The sequence below is a fragment of the Streptomyces sp. NPDC017529 genome (assembly GCF_044329785.1).
In the GTDB taxonomy this organism is placed as follows: domain Bacteria; phylum Actinomycetota; class Actinomycetes; order Streptomycetales; family Streptomycetaceae; genus Streptomyces.
Window position 1 is genome coordinate 75,413 of sequence record NZ_JBIRJY010000003.1, and the last position, 16,601, is coordinate 92,013.

The 16,601-nt window shown below is 74.5% G+C and carries 18 protein-coding genes; 12 read left to right on the forward strand and 6 right to left on the reverse strand.

The window, feature by feature from the left end:
• Positions 1-108: 108 nt before the first annotated feature.
• The gene (locus ACH4K4_RS07660) at positions 109-771 is read left to right on the forward strand and encodes an HAD-IA family hydrolase (RefSeq protein ID WP_398165520.1); all 663 of its coding nucleotides are present in this window, start codon (positions 109-111) and stop codon (positions 769-771) included.
• Positions 772-819: 48 nt separating this feature from the next.
• On the opposite strand, the gene ACH4K4_RS07665 is transcribed toward ACH4K4_RS07660, so the two are convergent.
• Positions 820-1,401: a TMEM165/GDT1 family protein gene (locus ACH4K4_RS07665; protein WP_031003615.1), complete on the reverse strand. Its 582-nt coding sequence runs from the start codon at positions 1,399-1,401 to the stop codon at positions 820-822.
• Positions 1,402-1,641: 240 nt separating this feature from the next.
• Entirely contained in the window at positions 1,642-2,400 is a 759-nt protein-coding gene (locus tag ACH4K4_RS07670) for an ABC transporter permease (RefSeq protein ID WP_398165522.1), read from the reverse strand.
• A gap of 267 nt (positions 2,401-2,667) precedes the next feature.
• Here ACH4K4_RS07670 and ACH4K4_RS07675 point away from each other — a divergent pair, with 267 nt between their 5' ends.
• The 3 genes from ACH4K4_RS07675 (at position 2,668) to ACH4K4_RS07685 (ending at position 5,888) form a co-directional block, all read left to right on the forward strand.
• The gene (locus ACH4K4_RS07675) at positions 2,668-3,312 is read left to right on the forward strand and encodes an HNH endonuclease family protein (RefSeq protein ID WP_398165523.1); all 645 of its coding nucleotides are present in this window, start codon (positions 2,668-2,670) and stop codon (positions 3,310-3,312) included.
• Between the two features lie 245 nt (positions 3,313-3,557).
• Positions 3,558-5,246 (forward strand): alkaline phosphatase D family protein, encoded by a 1,689-nt coding sequence (locus ACH4K4_RS07680; RefSeq protein ID WP_398165524.1) that lies wholly within the window; start codon positions 3,558-3,560, stop codon positions 5,244-5,246.
• A 165-nt stretch (positions 5,247-5,411) separates the two neighbouring features.
• Complete coding sequence (locus ACH4K4_RS07685) at positions 5,412-5,888, forward strand: DoxX family protein (protein ID WP_398165526.1); 477 nt, start codon at positions 5,412-5,414, stop codon at positions 5,886-5,888.
• Positions 5,889-6,009: 121 nt separating this feature from the next.
• Here ACH4K4_RS07685 and ACH4K4_RS07690 read toward each other — a convergent pair whose 3' ends face one another.
• Positions 6,010-6,714 carry a superoxide dismutase family protein gene (locus ACH4K4_RS07690; protein WP_398165528.1) on the reverse strand — a complete coding sequence of 235 codons (705 nt, stop codon included), beginning with the start codon at positions 6,712-6,714 and terminating at the stop codon, positions 6,010-6,012.
• 287 nt (positions 6,715-7,001) lie between these two features.
• On the opposite strand from ACH4K4_RS07690, the gene ACH4K4_RS07695 reads away from it, so the two are divergent.
• Both ACH4K4_RS07695 and ACH4K4_RS07700 read left to right on the forward strand, forming a co-directional pair.
• The gene (locus ACH4K4_RS07695) at positions 7,002-7,664 is read left to right on the forward strand and encodes a DedA family protein (protein ID WP_398165530.1); all 663 of its coding nucleotides are present in this window, start codon (positions 7,002-7,004) and stop codon (positions 7,662-7,664) included.
• Positions 7,665-7,819: 155 nt separating this feature from the next.
• Entirely contained in the window at positions 7,820-8,341 is a 522-nt protein-coding gene (locus ACH4K4_RS07700) for a GNAT family N-acetyltransferase (protein ID WP_398165532.1), read from the forward strand.
• Between the two features lie 47 nt (positions 8,342-8,388).
• Here ACH4K4_RS07700 and ACH4K4_RS07705 read toward each other — a convergent pair whose 3' ends face one another.
• On the reverse strand, positions 8,389-9,318 hold the full coding sequence (locus ACH4K4_RS07705) for a universal stress protein (protein ID WP_398165533.1): 930 nt from the start codon (positions 9,316-9,318) through the stop codon (positions 8,389-8,391).
• A gap of 147 nt (positions 9,319-9,465) precedes the next feature.
• Here ACH4K4_RS07705 and ACH4K4_RS07710 point away from each other — a divergent pair, with 147 nt between their 5' ends.
• A complete protein-coding gene (locus ACH4K4_RS07710) occupies positions 9,466-10,644 on the forward strand; it encodes a methyltransferase (protein WP_398165534.1) in 1,179 nt (392 codons plus the stop codon).
• Positions 10,645-10,687: 43 nt separating this feature from the next.
• Positions 10,688-11,347, forward strand: coding sequence for a nucleoside/nucleotide kinase family protein (locus ACH4K4_RS07715; RefSeq protein WP_398165535.1), 660 nt, complete (start codon positions 10,688-10,690; stop codon positions 11,345-11,347).
• Between the two features lie 18 nt (positions 11,348-11,365).
• Here the strand turns inward: ACH4K4_RS07715 and ACH4K4_RS07720 are convergent, their stop codons facing one another.
• Positions 11,366-12,922, reverse strand: coding sequence for a hypothetical protein (locus ACH4K4_RS07720; protein WP_398165536.1), 1,557 nt, complete (start codon positions 12,920-12,922; stop codon positions 11,366-11,368).
• Between the two features lie 229 nt (positions 12,923-13,151).
• Between ACH4K4_RS07720 and ACH4K4_RS07725 the strand changes: the two genes are divergently transcribed.
• From ACH4K4_RS07725 to ACH4K4_RS07735, 3 genes are read left to right on the forward strand one after another with little or no spacing between them, the layout of a single operon-like run.
• The gene (locus tag ACH4K4_RS07725) at positions 13,152-13,700 is read left to right on the forward strand and encodes a MarR family winged helix-turn-helix transcriptional regulator (protein ID WP_398165537.1); all 549 of its coding nucleotides are present in this window, start codon (positions 13,152-13,154) and stop codon (positions 13,698-13,700) included.
• The gene (locus ACH4K4_RS07730) at positions 13,697-14,578 is read left to right on the forward strand and encodes an alpha/beta fold hydrolase (protein ID WP_398165538.1); all 882 of its coding nucleotides are present in this window, start codon (positions 13,697-13,699) and stop codon (positions 14,576-14,578) included. The genes ACH4K4_RS07725 and ACH4K4_RS07730 overlap by 4 nt, the downstream gene beginning before the upstream one ends.
• A gap of 47 nt (positions 14,579-14,625) precedes the next feature.
• Complete coding sequence (locus ACH4K4_RS07735; protein ID WP_398165539.1) at positions 14,626-15,417, forward strand: PE-PGRS family protein; 792 nt, start codon at positions 14,626-14,628, stop codon at positions 15,415-15,417.
• Between the two features lie 164 nt (positions 15,418-15,581).
• On the opposite strand, the gene ACH4K4_RS07740 is transcribed toward ACH4K4_RS07735, so the two are convergent.
• The gene (locus ACH4K4_RS07740) at positions 15,582-15,857 is read right to left on the reverse strand and encodes a zf-HC2 domain-containing protein (RefSeq protein ID WP_398165540.1); all 276 of its coding nucleotides are present in this window, start codon (positions 15,855-15,857) and stop codon (positions 15,582-15,584) included.
• A 61-nt stretch (positions 15,858-15,918) separates the two neighbouring features.
• Between ACH4K4_RS07740 and ACH4K4_RS07745 the strand changes: the two genes are divergently transcribed.
• Positions 15,919-16,482 carry a sigma-70 family RNA polymerase sigma factor gene (locus tag ACH4K4_RS07745; RefSeq protein ID WP_398165542.1) on the forward strand — a complete coding sequence of 188 codons (564 nt, stop codon included), beginning with the start codon at positions 15,919-15,921 and terminating at the stop codon, positions 16,480-16,482.
• Positions 16,483-16,601: the final 119 nt, after the last annotated feature.

The following is a 16,601-nucleotide window of genomic DNA, read 5'->3' on the forward strand; positions in this document are numbered from 1 at the left end:
CCGGCCGGGTGCTCTTTGTATCGTGTAGGAACAAAGTGGCTCCGCCCGCACTCCCTGACCGGCGGGCGGAGCCGCTTGACTCTTTCCCCAGCGCCCAGGAGCCCGCCGATGTCGGCCACCACCACGCTCACAGCCCGCGCCCTGCTGCTGGACATGGACAGCACGATCGTGAACTCCGAGGCCGTGGTCGAGCGCTGCTGGCGCCGCTGGGCCGACGAGCAGGGGCTCGACGCGGACGAGGTGCTCAAGGTGGTGCACGGCCGGCAGGGCTGGGCCACGATGGCCGCGCTGCTCCCCGAGCGCCCGATGGAGCTCAACCACGAGGACAACCGGCGGATGCTGGCGCAGGAGACCGCCGACGTGGACGGCGTGGTGCCGGTCCCCGGCGCGCCCGCCTTCATGGCCGCCCTCGCCCGGCTCCCGCACGCCCTGGTGACCTCCGCCGACATCGCCCTCTCCGACGCCCGCATGGGCGCGGCCGGGCTCCCGATGCCGGCCGTGCGGATCACCGCCGAGTCCGTGAGCGCCAGCAAGCCGGACCCCGAGGGCTTCCTCAAGGGCGCGGCCGAGCTGGGGTTCGCGCCCGAGGACTGCGTGGTCTTCGAGGACTCCGAGGCGGGCATCGCGGCCGGGCGCGCGGCGGGCATGCGGGTGGTCGGCGTCGGCGAGCGGGCCGGGGCCTTCGGCCCGGACGTCCACGTACGCGACCTGGAGCAGATCCGCGTCGAGGCGCTCGCGGACGGGTCGATAGCGCTGCACGTCGCCGCCTGACCGGGCGGAAGAGGCGGGGCGGGCCGGCGGCCCGCCCCCTTCCCGTACTCAGCCCGCGATCGCCTCGTACAGGCTGAACCCCGCCAGCAGCACCATCACCGCGGCCGCCACCTTCGTGATCAGCTTGAGCGGTACGTACTTCATGAGCGTGCGGCCGCCGAGGATGCCCAGGCCCGCCACGGCCCACAGGGCCAGCACCGCGCCGACGCCCACCGAGACCGGGTCGTCGTAGCGGGCGGCCAGGTTCGCGGTCATGATCTGGGTCAGATCGCCGAACTCGGCGACCAGGATCATCATGAAGCCCGCCCCGGAGACCTTCCAGAAGCTCTGGTCGGCGGGCTTCTTCACCTCCTCCTCGTCCTCGTCCTTCTTGAAGAGCAGGACCGCGGCGCCCGCGAGGAAGAGCACGCCGACGACCGCCTGCACGAGGCGGTGCGGGAGCAGGGACAGCACGCTGCCCGCGGCGATGGCGAGCGCGACGTGCACGGCGAAGGCCGCGGCGACGCCGGCGAACACGTACGAAGCGCGGTAGCGGGTGCCGAGCATCAGCCCGGCCAGGGCGGTCTTGTCCGGCAGCTCGGCCAGGAAGACGACGCCGAAGACGACGGCGGCGACGGTGAAACTGAACACGGGGTGTCTTACCTCGATTGGTCGGGCCGCACCGAGGGGCCCGGAAAAGGGGTCGCTTCGGCACGGCAGCGTCTCTTGCGCACACGTGCGTCTGCGCAAACACTGCGGCCGAAGGTCTCGCTGGCGCGGCAGGGACACATGCCACCTGTCGCGCTCCGGGCGCCGGCCCACCGCGGGCGGCCTGTCACCTGGGCGGTGGCGGCCGACGGGCGGGCAGTATGTCGACGGTCCGGCGAAGAGCTACTCCCCTTCTGCTGTGGCCAAGGGTACGCGGTGCAGGCGCCCGCGGGCCACCAGCTCCAGCACCACCGCGACGGCCGACGCCTGTACGGCCAGCAGCGCGACCAGCACGAACAGCTGGACCGCGCCCGCCTGAACGGGTGAGGCGCCGCCCAGCAGCATGCCGACGAAGGCGCCGGGGAGCGTGACGAGTCCCACGGTGCGGGTCTGGTCCAGGCCCGGCAGCAGCGCGTCGGAGGCGGCCGGACGGGCGACCTCCATCCGGGCCTCCCGGTCGGGCAGGCCGAGCGCGAGGCCCGCCTCCACCTCGCCGTGCCGCGTCTCCAGCTCGTCCAGCGCCCGCCGCCCGCCGAGGACGGTGGCGGTGAGCGCACCGCCGATGAGGATGCCGGCGACGGGGATGAGGGTGACGCCACGCGGCGGCACCAGACCGGTGAGCAGCAGGGCGCCGACGACCGGTACGACTCCGGCCGCGAGGGGAAGGGCCGCCCACCACCAGGTGCGGTTGGGGGTGAGGCGGCGGCCCGCCGTCCGCACGGCGACCGTGAACATCAGTACGAGGAAGCAGAGCAGCCAGGGCACGGACCGTACGACCCAGCCGATGAGGTACGAGACGGCGGCGAGCTGGAGGGCGGCCCGCAGCCCGGCGAGGGCGAAGGCCCGCGCGTGGCCGAGGTGCGCGAGTGCCGCGACGGCCACGGCGGCGGCCAGCAGGACGGCGAGAACGACCCCGAGGGTGGCGTTGACCGGCAGCAGCACGCGCTCACTGTAGGGCGGCCGGGAGTGCGGGGGCGGACGGGCGCGGCGCGTCCGGCGCGGCGGAGGCAGGCGCGCACGGAGGGGCGTACGCGCCCGCGCGGGCCACCGGCCGGGACGCCGGGTGCGGATGACGTACCGTCAACCCCTTGAACTGACGTGGGCATGTCGCCACTCTGTTACCTGGAGCCCATCCGGTGGACACCCCACGACCCCACCATGGGCCCGTCCCGCACCTCGACTTCCCCCCCCCACATACAGGGAGTTACGATGCCCAAGGTCTACGCGCGTCGCGGTTCGCTCGCCGCCGCCTCCGCCGCCGCCCTCGTCTGCACGCTGTCCTTCGGCGGCCAGACCGCCCAGGCCGCACCGCCCACCCCGCCGGACGCCGCCACAGCGCGCGCCTACCTCGCCCAGATCAAGGAAGCGCCCCAGGGTTCGCAGGACGGCTACAGCCGCGACAAGTTCCCGCACTGGTCCGACCAGGGCCAGAACTGCAACACGCGCGAGGTCGTGCTCAAGCGGGACGGCGAGAACGTGCAGACCGACGCCAAGTGCGCCGCGACCGGCGGGACCTGGAAGTCGGCCTATGACGACGGCGTGTGGTCCAAGGCGTCCGACGTGGACATCGACCACGTCGTACCGCTGTCGGAGGCGTGGAAGTCCGGCGCCTCGAAGTGGACGACCGAGCGCCGCAAGGAGCTGGCCAACGATCTCACCCACTCGCAGCTCATCGCCGTCACGGACAACGTGAACCAGGAGAAGGGCGACAAGGACCCGGCCAAGTGGCTGCCGCCGAAGACCTCTTACCACTGCACGTACGCGCGGATGTGGGTGTCGGTGAAGCACACGTACGGGCTGACGGCCGACTCGGCCGAGAAGGCCGCGCTGAAGAAGATCCTGGACCGCTGCTGAGACACGCGCGCCGCGCCGGCACCCGGCCGACCGTGCGCGCCGGCGCGGCCGGTCCGGCACCCGGCCGACCCCGAAACGACCCCGAAACGGCCTTGGGCCGGCTTGCGTCCGAGTGGCGCAACCGTACGACCGGATGGCTCCGTCTTTCTCCGTGCAGCGGCCGGAGCTGCCCCGTCGCCCCGCGAGCGGCTCCTATCCTCTGAGCACGCGTACGGGCACCGGCCCGTACGAGGGGAGGTCCGCCGATGGCCGTGCTGCGCCTGGGGCCGCTGCTGCGGTACGTGGACGAGACCAGCGCGACGGTGTGGGTCGAGACCGACGGGCCGTGCGAGGTGCACGTCCGGTGCGAGAGCGGCGCCGGCGGCGCGGAGCGCGCCTGGCAGGTGGCCGGCCACTACTACGCGCTGGTGCCGGTCGCGGGGCTGACCCCGGACAGCGAGACCCCGTACCGCGTCCTGCTGGACGGCGAACAGGTCTGGCCGCCGCCCGGCAGCCGCTACCCGGACAGCACGATCCGCACGCCCGCGGCGCCAGGCGGCGAACCGGCCGGGCAGCGCCTGCGGGTCGCGTTCGGCTCCTGCCGCTGGGCGGCGCCGCCCGCCGACACACACGACCCGGTCGGTCCGGACGCCCTGGACACCCTCGCGTCGGCGCTCGCCGCCGACCCCGCGCGCGAACGCCCCGACGTCCTCCTCCTGCTGGGCGACCAGATCTACGCCGACCAGACCTCGGACGCGACCGCCCGGCTGCTCGCGGCCCGCCGCGACACCTCGAAGCCGCCCTGGCGGCAGGTCGCGGACTACGAGGAATACACCCACCTCTACGCCGAGTCGTGGCTCGACCCCGAGGTGCGCTGGCTGCTCTCCACCGTCCCCAGCTGCATGATCTTCGACGATCACGACGTAATGGACGATTGGAACACCTCCGCGGCCTGGCTGGCCCGGGTGCGCGCCACCTCCTGGTGGCGGGAGCGGGTGCTCGGCGGCCTGATGTCGTACTGGGTGTACCAGCACCTGGGCAACGTCTCCCCCGCGGAGCTGGAGAAGGACGAGCTGTACGCGCGGGTCCGCGCGCTGCCCGACGGCACGGCCCTGGTACGGGAGTTCGCGGCCGCGGCGGACGCCGACCCGGGCTGCGCGCGCTGGAGTTACCGCCGCGACTTCGGCCGCGTACGGCTGGTCATGGTCGACACCCGCGCCTCCCGCGTCCTGGACGAGGGGCGGCGGGCGATGCTCGACCCGGCCGAGGCCCGGTGGCTGCGCGACGCGGTGCTGGCCGACCACGGCGCGTACGACCACCTGCTGGTCGGCAGTTCGCTGCCGTGGCTGCTGCCGAACCTGGTCCACGACGCGGAGAGGTGGAACGCCGCGCTGTGCGCCGGGGCACGCGGACCGGGCTGGGCGCGCCGGAGCGAGCGGCTGCGGCAGCGCGCCGATCTGGAGCACTGGGCGGCGTTCCCGGAGTCCTTCGCGGCGCTGACCGGTCTGCTCGCCGAGGCCGGTTCGGGCGAGGGGGCGCCGGCCACGGTGTGCGTGCTGTCCGGTGACGTCCATCACGCGTACGTGGCCGAGCCGCACTGGCACGACGGCACCGAGCCGGTCGGGCGGGTGCTCCAGCTGACCTGCTCGCCGGTGCACAACGGCATTTCCGCGTCCATACGGGCCGGCTTCCGCTTCGGCTGGAGCCGGGCAGGGCGCCGGCTGGGGCACGCGCTCGCCCGGCACGCACGGCTGGACCGGCCGCCGATCGGCTGGCGCCGCACCGGCGGCCCGTGGTTCGGGAACCAGCTCATGACGCTGACGCTGCACGGGCGCGCGGCACGGCTGCGGCTGGACCGGGCCCGCGGCGAGCGGGGCGGTGGGGCACGGCTGTCGTGCGCGCACGAAGAGCTCTTGACGGGGCATCAAGGGCAAGCGGGTCATCGGGGAGCGTAAGCCGCACGGCGGACGCGGCACCCGCGCGCCGGCGGCACTTCGGGCCATGAGCGTTTTCGGCCACCGGCCGGATATGGCCAGATGTTGAACTTGCAAGTACCGATTAGGTCTCCCTAACCTGTCCCTTTGTCGGTTCCCGTCCCCGAAACCGCAGGAGTCCCCACCATGTCCGCTCAGTCCCCGGTGACCGAGTTCACCGAACGAATCAAGCCGCACACCCTGTCGTTGTTCCGCATCGTCGTGGGTCTGCTCTTCGCCTGCCATGGCGCGTCCTCGCTGTTCGGCATCCTCGGCGGCGCGATGGGCAAGGGGCTGACCGTGCCGGCGGGCAGCTGGCCCGGCTGGTACGCCGCCGTCATCCAGCTGGTCGGCGGCGTCCTGGTGATGGTCGGTCTCGGCACCCGCACCGCCGCCTTCATCAGCTCCGGCTCCATGGCGTACGCGTACTTCTCCGCGCACGCCGGCCAGTCCCTGTGGCCGCTCCAGAACGGCGGCGAGCTGTCCGCGCTGTTCTGCTGGTCTTTCCTGCTGCTCGTCTGCACCGGTCCCGGCGCCTGGTCGCTGGACCGCCTGTTCTTCGGCGCGCGGCGGCAGCCCGAGGAGGCCGGGGCGACCGCGCGGCGCGAGCCGAGCGCGGCCTGACGGCGGCACCGGCGGCCCGCTGCCGCCGGCATACAGACGAGCGGCGGCCCCCGGTGTGCACCGGGGGCCGCCGCTCGTGCGGTACCTCGCGCGCGGCCGGGCAGCCGCGCCCGTGCGGCAGTCAGAGGATCTTCGAGAGGACGTTCGAGAGGTTCTTCGGCAGGGCCGTCGAGGAGTCGAACGGCACGGTGTAGCACGCCACCGCCCGGCCGGCGGTCCCCGCCACTCCCTGCCGGGTCGCGGTCCGCCGCTCGTGGATCACCAGGGACCGCGCCTCACCGGCCCTGAACCGCCAGTCGTGCCGGGACTCGGCGAACCCCTCGCCCTTGCCGTTGGTCGTGAAGTCCAGCCACACCTCGTTCTTCGGGTTGGCGAAGGCCGGGTCGGTGGAGGGCGTGCGCGGGTCCTTGCGGTGCTGGTAGTGCGGCCCCGAGTCGTCCGGGCGCGCACCGCACGCGTTCTTGTGGACATGCGCCCCGTACGTGCGGTTCGCCACCAGGCCGGCGACCCGCAGGCCGACCCGGGTCCGCTTGTCGCCGGCGCGCTGGCTGACCGTGATGCGGGAGTTCTCGGGCACCAGCTTCGGGTCGTACGTCAGCGCCTGGCCCAGCCTGGTCCCGTTCGGGCGGGTGAACTGTCCCGCGACCGTCACCGCGTACTCCGAGTTGACGGAGTTCTTCGTGACCTTGCCGTCGCCGTCCGCCGCCGCGGCCGCCGACATCGGGCCGGGCGTGAGCAGGAGCGCGGTCGCCGCGGCGAGGGCCGCCCCGGTGACACCTGCCGCCTTGGCCGTCCGCTTCGCCGACGGCGTCGTCCATGTCTCCATCTATGTCTCCATTTCGTGTGCCACTCCGCTCCAGGACGCCCTGCCGTGCTCACACAAGGCGCGCGTATCGGCTTATAACGTGCCCAAAGCCGCGCTCTTTTGCGCCACGGCCGGAGCAGACGGGTGACAGTGACATCCGGAGCCTCTGCGGGGGCGGATGTGAACCCAACAACACCGTGTGCCCCGGAACGTCACCGTGTGCCCGCCAGGCGTACGCTGTATGGCGGTACAGCCGCCCCAGCCGCCGATGCGACGTCGCGGCAGGGGTTCGGACCGGGAGAAGGACGTTGTTGGAAAGCCTGGGGCCGCTGAGCGGCACCCCTTGGGTCTACGCGGTCGTCGGTCTCTCCGTACTCCTCGACGTCTTCGTGCCGATCCTGCCCAGCGGCGTCCTGGTGATCACCGCGGCCACCACGGCCGCCGGCACCCGCACCGCGGCCGGCGCGGTGGGCGTCTCCACCTCCGTACGCGGCGACGCCGACCTCGCCGAGATGCTGGCCCTGGTCCTGTGCGCGGCGACCGCCTCGGTGCTGGGCGACATGGTCGCCTACCGGCTGGCCTGGCGCGGCGGCGACCGGTTCGACCGCGCCATCGCCCGCTCCCGCCGCCTGGCCGCCGCGCAGGAACGACTCGGCGCGGCCCTCACCCGGGGCGGCGGCGGCATCGTCGTACTGGCCCGGTTCGCGCCCGCCGGGCGCTCGGTGGTCAGCCTGGGCGCGGGGGTCGCACACCGTACGGTCCGGGAGTTCCTGCCGTGGTCGGCGCTGGCCGGGCTGGCCTGGGCCGCGTACGGCGTAACGCTGGGCTGGGTGGGCGGCCAGTGGCTCGGCGCGTCGTGGATCGGCACCGCCGTCTCGGTGTTCGCGCTGTTCGCGGCGGGGTCGGCGGCGGTGTTCCTGATGCGCCGCCCGGAGCGCCGGACCGCGTTCCCCGCGACGACCGCCGACTGAGCCGCGAACCCGGCGCCCGCGCACCGGGGCCGGGTACCGGCCACTTACCGGCCGACCGGATTCCGCCCTGCGGGTGAACGGTATGCAAGGCGGGGCGGGGGTCCGGCCGGGAAAGAGCCGGGCGGGTTGTCAGACCCCGGTGCGAGGATGAGGGCATGGACAACTGGCTGTGCCGCCCCGAGACTCCCGAGGACATCCCGGCCGTCCGCCGGATCAACCTCGCCGCCTTCGACACCTCCGGCGAAGCCGATCTGGTCGACGCGCTGCGGCAGGACCCGTCGGCCTGGCTGCCCGGCCTGTCGTACGTGGCCGTGCCCGCCGGGTCCGGGGCGGCGGCCGCGCCCGTCGCGCATGCCCTGCTCACCCGCTGTCACATAGCCACCGAACCGGCCGTCGCGCTCGCGCCCTGCGCCGTGCTGCCCGAGCACCACAAGCAGGGTGCGGGCAGCGCCGTCATCAGGGCCCTGCTGGACGCGGCCCGGGATGCGGGCGAGCGGACGGTCGTGGTGGTGGGGCATCCGCCGTACTACCCCAGGTTCGGCTTCGAGCGCGCCTCCCGTTTCGCCATCGTGCCGCCCCAGGAGTGGCCGGACGAGGCGTTCATGGCGCTGTCCCTCGACGGCAGCACGCCCCCGCCCGGCATGGTGCGCTACGCGGAGGCGTTCGGCATCGCGTAGCACGGCTGCCCGGCCTCCTCCGGCTCCTCCTGCCCGGCCTGTTCCGGCTACTCCCGTCCGGCCTGCTCCGCGCGCCGGTCCCGCTCCTCCGGTACGACCGCGACCGGGCACACCGCGTGCAGCAGTACGGCGTGCGCGACCGAGCCGAGCCGGCGGCCGACCGGCAGGCGGCGGCGGTGCCGGGCGACCACGACCAGGTCGCTGGCCTTGGACGCCTCGACGAGCTGCCCGGCCGCGTCCGCGTCCCGCAGCTCGACCGTCACCGCCACCTCGGGGTGCCGCTCGCGGTGCGGCGCGAGCGTCTCCGTCAGCTGCTTGACCAGCGCGTTCTCGTACTCCTGCTGGGTGCCTTCATAAGCGGCCACATATTCGAACGCGGGCGGCGCCAGCATCGGCCAGGAATAGCCGGAGACGACCTTGAGGCGGGCGCCGCGCCTGCTCGCCTCGGCGAAGGCGAAGCCGATCGCGCCGGGCTCGTCCGAGGACGCGTCGACGCCGAGCGTGATCTGCCGCTCGGCGGGGCGTACCACCTCGCCGTCCGGACCCAGCTCGCCGCCGCGGTCCGGGCGGGGCACCACCACGACGGGCCCGGCCGCGTGCGCGGCGCAGGCCATGCCGTTGGAGCCGAGCAGCAGGCTGGCGAAGCCGCCGCGGCCGCGCGAGCCGAGCACGAGCAGCTGCGCCTCGGCGCCGAGGGCGGGCAGCAGCGTGTCGGTGAGCCCGCTGAGGCTGCGGTATTCGATGCCCGGCAGACCGGCCGAGTCGGCCTGCCCGTTCAGCGTCTTGCGCAGTTCGTCCAGGACCGGGTCGCCGATGCCGGACTCGGCCGCCGCCCGGCCCTCCGTCGTGACGTACGGCCAGACGTGCACGACCTGGAGCGGTGCGGAGCGCAGCCGGGCCGCCTCGATCGCCCAGCGCAGCGCCCGTTCGCTGTCGGGGGATCCGTCCACCGCGACAATGACCGGCAGAGTGTCCATGTGCGCCTCCATACGACCAATAGCGTGTGCTATGCCCAACTATTTCCATCCTCCTCCCCCGCGCCGTCCCGGCGACAGGGGGCGAAGGTCCCGGCCGGGCACGGAGTAGAGTCGAACGTCACTTCTCAGCCCCTTACCTGGGACGCAATGAACACACTTCAGGCCCCGCAGCTCGTCGCGTGGACCGAGGCCGGCGAGGACCGAACCGCCCGCTGGCGCTCCGAGAGCGGCACGCCGCCGCCCCGCCGGGTGGCCGTCGCGGACGACCGCACGAAGGCCGACGACGCGTACAAACTCGCCTGCGAGGGCACCGCGCTGCTGTGGCGCGGCGACTTCCACAACGCCCGCCAGCTGCTGACGGCGCTGGCCCGGCGCATCGACCGCCGCCCGCGCAAGCGGCCGCCGGCCGACCCCGCCCAGGCGTTCCACCTGCACCGGGCCGCGCAGAGCCAGCGCGCCCGCATCCTGGGCATGCTGCTGGTGCCGCTGGATCCCGGGTACGAACTGCCGCTGCACCGCGCGCCGGACGTACGGGAAGCGTGCGGCCAGGCGTACGGCCCGGACGACGCCGGGGACGGACGGCGGCTCCCCCTGCTGGTCTCGCTGCGCGAACTGCTCGGCGTGATCGGCGCGTACGAATGGCGCAGAAACGGCGTCGCGATCCCGGCACTCGGCGGCGACCGCGTCCACCCGTACTACGGCGTCTTCTCGCCGGTCCGCGGCGAGTACGTGGACCTGGTGGCCCGGGCCCCGCTGCCCGCCGTCCCCGGCCCCGCCTTCGACATCGGCACCGGCACCGGCGTGCTGGCCACGGTGCTGGCGCGGCGCGGCGTGCCGCGCGTCGTCGCCACCGACCAGGACCCGCGGGCCCTGGCCTGCGCACGGGAGAACACCGAACGGCTCGGCGTGGCGGACCGCGTGGAGGTCGTCGCGGCCGACCTGTTCCCCGCCGGGCGCGCGCCGCTGATCGTCTGCAACCCGCCCTGGGTCCCGGCCAAGCCCACCTCCCCCGTCGAGTACGCGGTCTACGACCCGGGCAGCCGGATGCTCCGCGGCTTCCTGAACGGCCTGGCCGGCCACCTCGCACCGGGCGGCGAGGGCTGGCTGATCCTCTCCGATCTCGCCGAACACCTCGGGCTGCGCACCCGGGACGAGCTGACCGGCGCGTTCGCGGCGGCGGGCCTGGCGGTCCTGGACCGCCTCGACATCCAGCCGCGGCACCCCCGCGCCCGCGACGCCGGCGACCCCCTGCACGCGGCCCGCGCGGCCGAAGTCACCTCGCTGTGGCGACTGGGCGCGGCGGACCCGCCGGGCCCCGGCGCGTAGCACCCGGCACCCGGCACCCGAAGGAGGAACAGGAACCGCCGCCATGGACGTGCAGCAGCTCACCGAACGCGCCCGGCGCCTCGCCGCCACCGCCACCCCGGCCCGGCGCCGGCTCCTCGGCATCACGGGGCCGCCCGGCGCCGGCAAGTCCACCCTGGCCGCCCACCTGGTGTCCGCGCTCGCCGGATCGGCCGCGCTCGTCCCCATGGACGGCTTCCACCTCGCCGAGGCGGAGCTGCGCCGCCTCGGGCGCGTGGACCGCAAGGGCGCCCCGGACACCTTCGACGCGGGCGGCTACGCGGCCCTGCTCGCGCGCCTGCGCTCCCCCGCGCCGGACACCGTCGTCTACGCCCCCGCCTTCGACCGCCGTATCGAGGAGCCGGTGGCCGGCAGCATTCCCGTGCCGCCCGGCGTGCCGCTCGTCGTGACCGAGGGCAACTACCTGCTGCTCGACGGCCCTTCCTGGGAGCGGGCCAGGGCCTGCCTCGACGAGGTCTGGTACGTGGACCTGGACCCCGCGGAACGGGTACGGCGCCTGGTCGGCCGGCACGAGCGCTTCGGCAAGCCCCGCGCGCACGCCGAACGGTTCGTGCACGCCTCGGACGAGGCCAACGCCCGGCTGGTGGCGGCGGCCAGGGACCGCGCCGACCTGGTCGTCAGCTTCGCGCCGGACGCGGCGCCGGTGCCGTACGACGAGGGCTGAGCCCCGCGTTCCGGCGCGTCACCGCACCTTCTCGTAGACCTCCACCCGGCGCCCCGCGGTGTCCGTACGGGCCGTGCGCTCGAAGTGCCGGTCGAGGACGCGGAGCTTCCCGGTCTCGCGGGCGGGCGCGGAGGCGGCGCGGTGGGTGTCCGTGACGACGACGATGCGGGACTTGCCCAGCATCGCCGTGCGTATGTGCTCGGCGCTGCCCTCGACGCCCTTGATGGTGCCGGACGACACCGGGCCCTCGACCAGCGCGAGATCGTCCAGGCCGGTGAAGGCCGACGGCGACACCTGTGCCGTGTCGCGCCGCGCGGCCGGTATGAACAGCACGCCGTCGCCCGTGCGCGCGACCGACGCCACCTGTTCCGCCGCCCGCAGCACGTCGTCCACCCGGCTCTCCGGCTTGCGCAGAGCGGTCTCGACGGGCAGCAGCGCCACGAAGGCCAGCGCCGTGACGCCCGCGAGCGGCACCCAGGTGCGTCCCGGGACGGCCTGGACGGTCGCCGCGATGCCGACGCCGAGGAGCAGGGCGAAGCCGATGTTCGTATAGAGGACGTAGCGGTCGAGGTAGAGGGGCTCCACCAGGGCGGAGGCCAGCAGCAGGCCGCACTGCGGCACGGCGAGCAGCGGCAGCCCGACGGACGCCGGTGTGAGGGGAGCACGCCCGCGGCCCGGGTACGGGACCCGGGCGCACGCCAGCGCCACGAGCAGCAGGGCGGCGACGCCCAGCAGCGTGGAGGCGGCGACGGGTCTGATCCAGGACACCTGCCCCGACTGGGTGCGGCTGGCCAGGATGAGCGGCAGCGCGCCCGCCACCACCACGGCGGCCGACACCGACCACGGCAGCAGCAGCGGCCGGTGGCCGCGGCGGCGGGCGACGAGGACCGTGACGGCGTGGGCGGGCAGGACGAAGAGCGAGAACCAGTTCAGCAGGGCCGTGGTCAGCATGACGGCGGCGTAGGCGGCCCAGCGCGGCCCGGCGCGCCACCCGAGCCGGCCTGCCCGCGCGGCTGACGGTGTGCGTCCGGTCGCGCCCACCAGGATCCACGTGGCGGTCGCCACGCCTGCCGTGACCAGCGCGTACGCCCGCCCTTCCTGCGCGTAGTGCTGGATGTTGGGGATCAGCGCGAGCACCAGGCCCGCGGCGAGTCCGGCCCACGGCCCGGCGAGGCGGCGGCCGGCCGCCGCGGTGGCGGCAGCGGCGGCGGCGACGGCCAGTACGGAGGGCATGCGCAGCACGGCCGTGCCCGTACCGAAGACCTCGAACACGCCGTGCATCAGCATGTAGTAGAGGCCGTGCACGACGTCCACCTCGTCGAGCATGTGCCAGATCTCCGCCACCGAGCGCTGCCCGACCTGCCAGGTCACGGCCTCGTCCCGCCACACGCTGCCGTCCCGCCGGATGCCCCACAGGCCGAGCGCGAGCGCCAGCAGCGCGGGGAGGACCGGGACGGCGAACCGCGCGAGCACGGGAGCGGGGGCGGAGGGTGCCGGGCCGGCGGGGGCGATGCCGGAGCCGCGCTGCCCGGGGAGGACGTGGGCCGGCAGGGGGCGGACGGTTTCAGCGGGCATGTCATGACCCTACACGGCATGTATACATGGCACGTATACACGGCATGCATACGATGCATGTGTACGCTCCAGGCCGCCGACCGGGCCACCGCCCGCACCGCCGGACGCCGCCTGTGGCGCGCGACGGCGCCCGCGCGCCGCCCCGCCCGACACACATGACGCGGAACGGGAACTTCGCCGCACCCCCACCCGTACATTCGGCAGATACCGCGCATGCCATCATGACACCATGAGTGTCAACGAGGGCGGCGCGGAGCCGGTCGAGCACCTCGCGTACGAGGTGATCCGACGCCTGCGGCCGCTGCACCGCACGGTCGTGCGCGCCCTGGAGCGGGAGTTGTCGGGCACCGGCCTGACGGCCGGTCAGCACGCGCTGCTGGACGCCCTGCACCACCACGGCCCGCGGACCGTACCGGAACTGGCCCGCGCCCTGGACCTGGACCGCCAACCGGTCCAGCGCCGGGTGAACCACGCGGCCGGCCTGGGCCTGGTCGAGACCGTCCCCAACCCCGCGCACCGGCGCTCCCCCCTCATCCGGCTCACGCCCGAGGGCTCCGAGGTCATCCGCTCCGTCCAGCGCTTCGAGGCGGCCGGGCTGCGGCGCGGACTGGCCGGGCTGCCGGCCGCCGACGTGGCCACCGCCCTGCGCGTACTCGACCGTCTCGGCGAGGAGTTCCGCGCGCTGGCCCGCGACACCCCGCCGGATCCGCACTCGCCCCGGGCGACCCCGGCACCCCTCCCGGCACCCGCACCCCACACAGGACGGCACGGAGCATGACGACCCAAGGAATCAACGCCTGGCCCGAGACGGAGATCGAGAACGGCACGATCCCGATCGAGAACGGCGAGCTGTTCTACGAGTCGGCCGGCGTCGGCTCCGAGGGCGACCCCTCGGTGGTCCTGCTGCACGGCGGCATGCTCGACCAGCGCATGTGGGACGAGCAGTTCGCCTGGCTCATCCACTCCGGCCTGCGCACCGTCCGCTACGACGCGCGCGGCCACGGCCTGTCCTCCACCGTCGACGGCGACTACGCCCACCACGAGGACCTGCGCGCTCTCCTCGATCACCTCGGCATAGCGAGCGCCATCCTCGTCGGCCTCTCGCACGGCGCCCGGGTCGCCCTGGACACCGCCCTCGCCTACCCGGACCGCGTCTTCGCGCTGGCCCTGGCCTCGCCCGGGGTGAGCGGCCGGGCCTTCACCGACCCGTTCCTCCTGGAGCACATCAAGGGACAGGTGGCTGCCCTCAGCGCGGAGGACGAGGAGGAGGACGGCGCGGAGCGCTACATCGAGCACTTCCTGCGCATGTGGGTGGACGGCCCGCACCGCGACCCCGCCGCCGTGGACCCGGACCTGCGCGAGCGGATGCGCGCCTCGGCCGACGCCAACGTCGTCGTGCACGCGGGCGGGATGGGTGCCGGCCTGCCGGCCGAGGTCGGCGCGTACGAGCGGCTGGCGGAGATCCGCGTACCGACGCTGGTCCTCGACGGCGACCTGGACAGCTCCGACATCTCCGCCAACGCCCACGCCATCGCCCTCGCCGTCCCCGGCGCCCAGCGGGTCCGCATCCCCGGCGCCGCCCACATGGTGAACCTGGAGAACACCGCCCACTTCGACCAGGCCCTGCACGGGTTCCTGTCCGGCCTGCCGTACTGAGCCCTGCCCGTCCGGTGCGCGGGGCGGGGTGCAACGATGAGCGCGTCATGATTGCGGGGCGTGTTCTCAGGGGCTTGCGGGCCGGGGTGTTCGCGGCGGTGTGTGTGCTGCTCGCCGCCCTCGGCCACGCCTTGATGTCCGACGCCCCCGTGCCCTGGTGGCTGGTGCTGGGTGCCGTGGCGGTGACGGCCGGCGGCACCTGGTGCCTCGCCGGCCGCGAGCGGGGCCCGCTGTTCGTGACCTCGCTGACGCTGGCGGCGCAGGCCGCTCTGCACGCCGCCTTCTCCTTCGGGCAGTCGGTGGCGTCCGCGGCGTCGGCCATGGCGGACGGCAGCGGGCAGCCGTCCCTGGCCCAGCGCTGGGCGGCCTCGTTGACGTGCGGCGTGGGCGGGCGCGCGATTCCGCAGCGCGACGCCGAACGGATGCTGCACGAGGCGGGGATCAACGGGCACGGCGGCCCGATACATGAGGTGCACGGGATGCACGGGATGCACGGGATGTCTTCAGGGTCCTCGATGCCATCGGCACCCGACATGACAGGCATGCACGACATGGCGGGCATGCACGGCAGCATGACCGGCATGATCGCGGCGCACATGCTGGTCGCGCTCCTGAGCGCGTGGTGGCTGTGCGGCGGCGAGCGGGCGGCGTTCCGCGTCGTACGGACCGTCTCCGTACGGCTCTTCGTGCCGCTGGCGCTCGTCCTGCGCGCGGTCCTGCCCGAGCCGCCCCGGCCCGCCCGCCCGGTCCGCCGCGAACCCCGGCGGCCGCTGCGGCGGCTGCTCCTCGTCCACGTCATCTGGCTCCGCGGTCCGCCCCGGGAGACCGCTGTCTGCTGACAGCACGGTCACACCCAGGGCTTCACGTCCTGGTCCCGGTAGTTTTCCCGAAGGCCAGAGGACTTTTGATGATGACTCCTGTCCGGATGACGACTCCTGTCCGGAAGGCGGCTCCGCCGGCGATGCCGCCGTCCGCCGCCGATCCCTCGCGTACGCGCTCCCTTTCAGACCTGCCGGTCGCCGCCCGGAGCGCCGTCCCTCCGCAGCCGGTCGAGCAGACCGTCCAGTGCCGGGTCGTCCGGTGCCGGGCCGTCCGTGCCCGCGGCCGCCTCCCGCGCGGCCGAGGTGAGGCGCCGCAGCCGGGCGGCCCGCTCCGACCAGCGGCGGCAGTCCGCGCAGCCCGCGAGGTGGGCGTCGAGCCGCGTGTCTGTGACGCCCGGCGGCAGCCGTTCGCCGTCCAGGCGGGCGGAGAGGGCGGTTCGTACGCGCGAGCACTGCATGGCCCCATTCTCCCCGAATTCCGCGGGCCGCGGCCCGCGCCCGCCGGCGGGGAGGTGCGGAGTGCGGGATGACGCCTCGGTGACGGCCTGGGCCCTCGCGGCCCGTAGCGGGGACGAGGCGGCCGTGGAGCGGTTCGTCCGCGCCACGCAGTTGGACGTACGCCGCTACGTCACGCACCTCAGCGGCGACGCGCAGGCCGCGGACGACCTGATGCAGGACACCTACCTGCGGGCGCTGCGCAGCCTCCCCGGGTTCGAGGGGCGGTCGTCGGCGCGCACCTGGCTGCTGACCATCGCGCGCCGGACGGTCGCCGACCGGTTGCGGTCGCTGGCCAGCCGGCCCCGGCTCGCCGGGGCCGACGACTGGCAGGCGGCGGCGGAGCGGGCACAGCCGCGCGGCGTGCCGGGGTTCGAAGAAGGCGTCGCGCTCGCCGAACTGCTGTCGGCGCTGCCCGCGAACCGCCGGGAGGCGTTCGTGCTGACCCAGCTGCTGGGCCTGCCGTACGCGGAGGCGGCGGCGATCGCCGGCTGCCCTGTGGGGACGGTGCGTTCCCGGGTGGCGCGGGCCCGCGAGACGCTGGTGACGCTGCTGGCGGAGGAGGAGCCGGTGCGCGCCGCCGCCTGAACCGGCCGGGGGGGCGGGGCGGCCCCCCCCCCCCCCCCCCCCCCCGGCCCCCGGGCCCCCGCCCCCCGAGCGCCCCGGGGGCCGGCCCCCCCCCCGGCGGGGCGGGGGCCCGGCCCCCC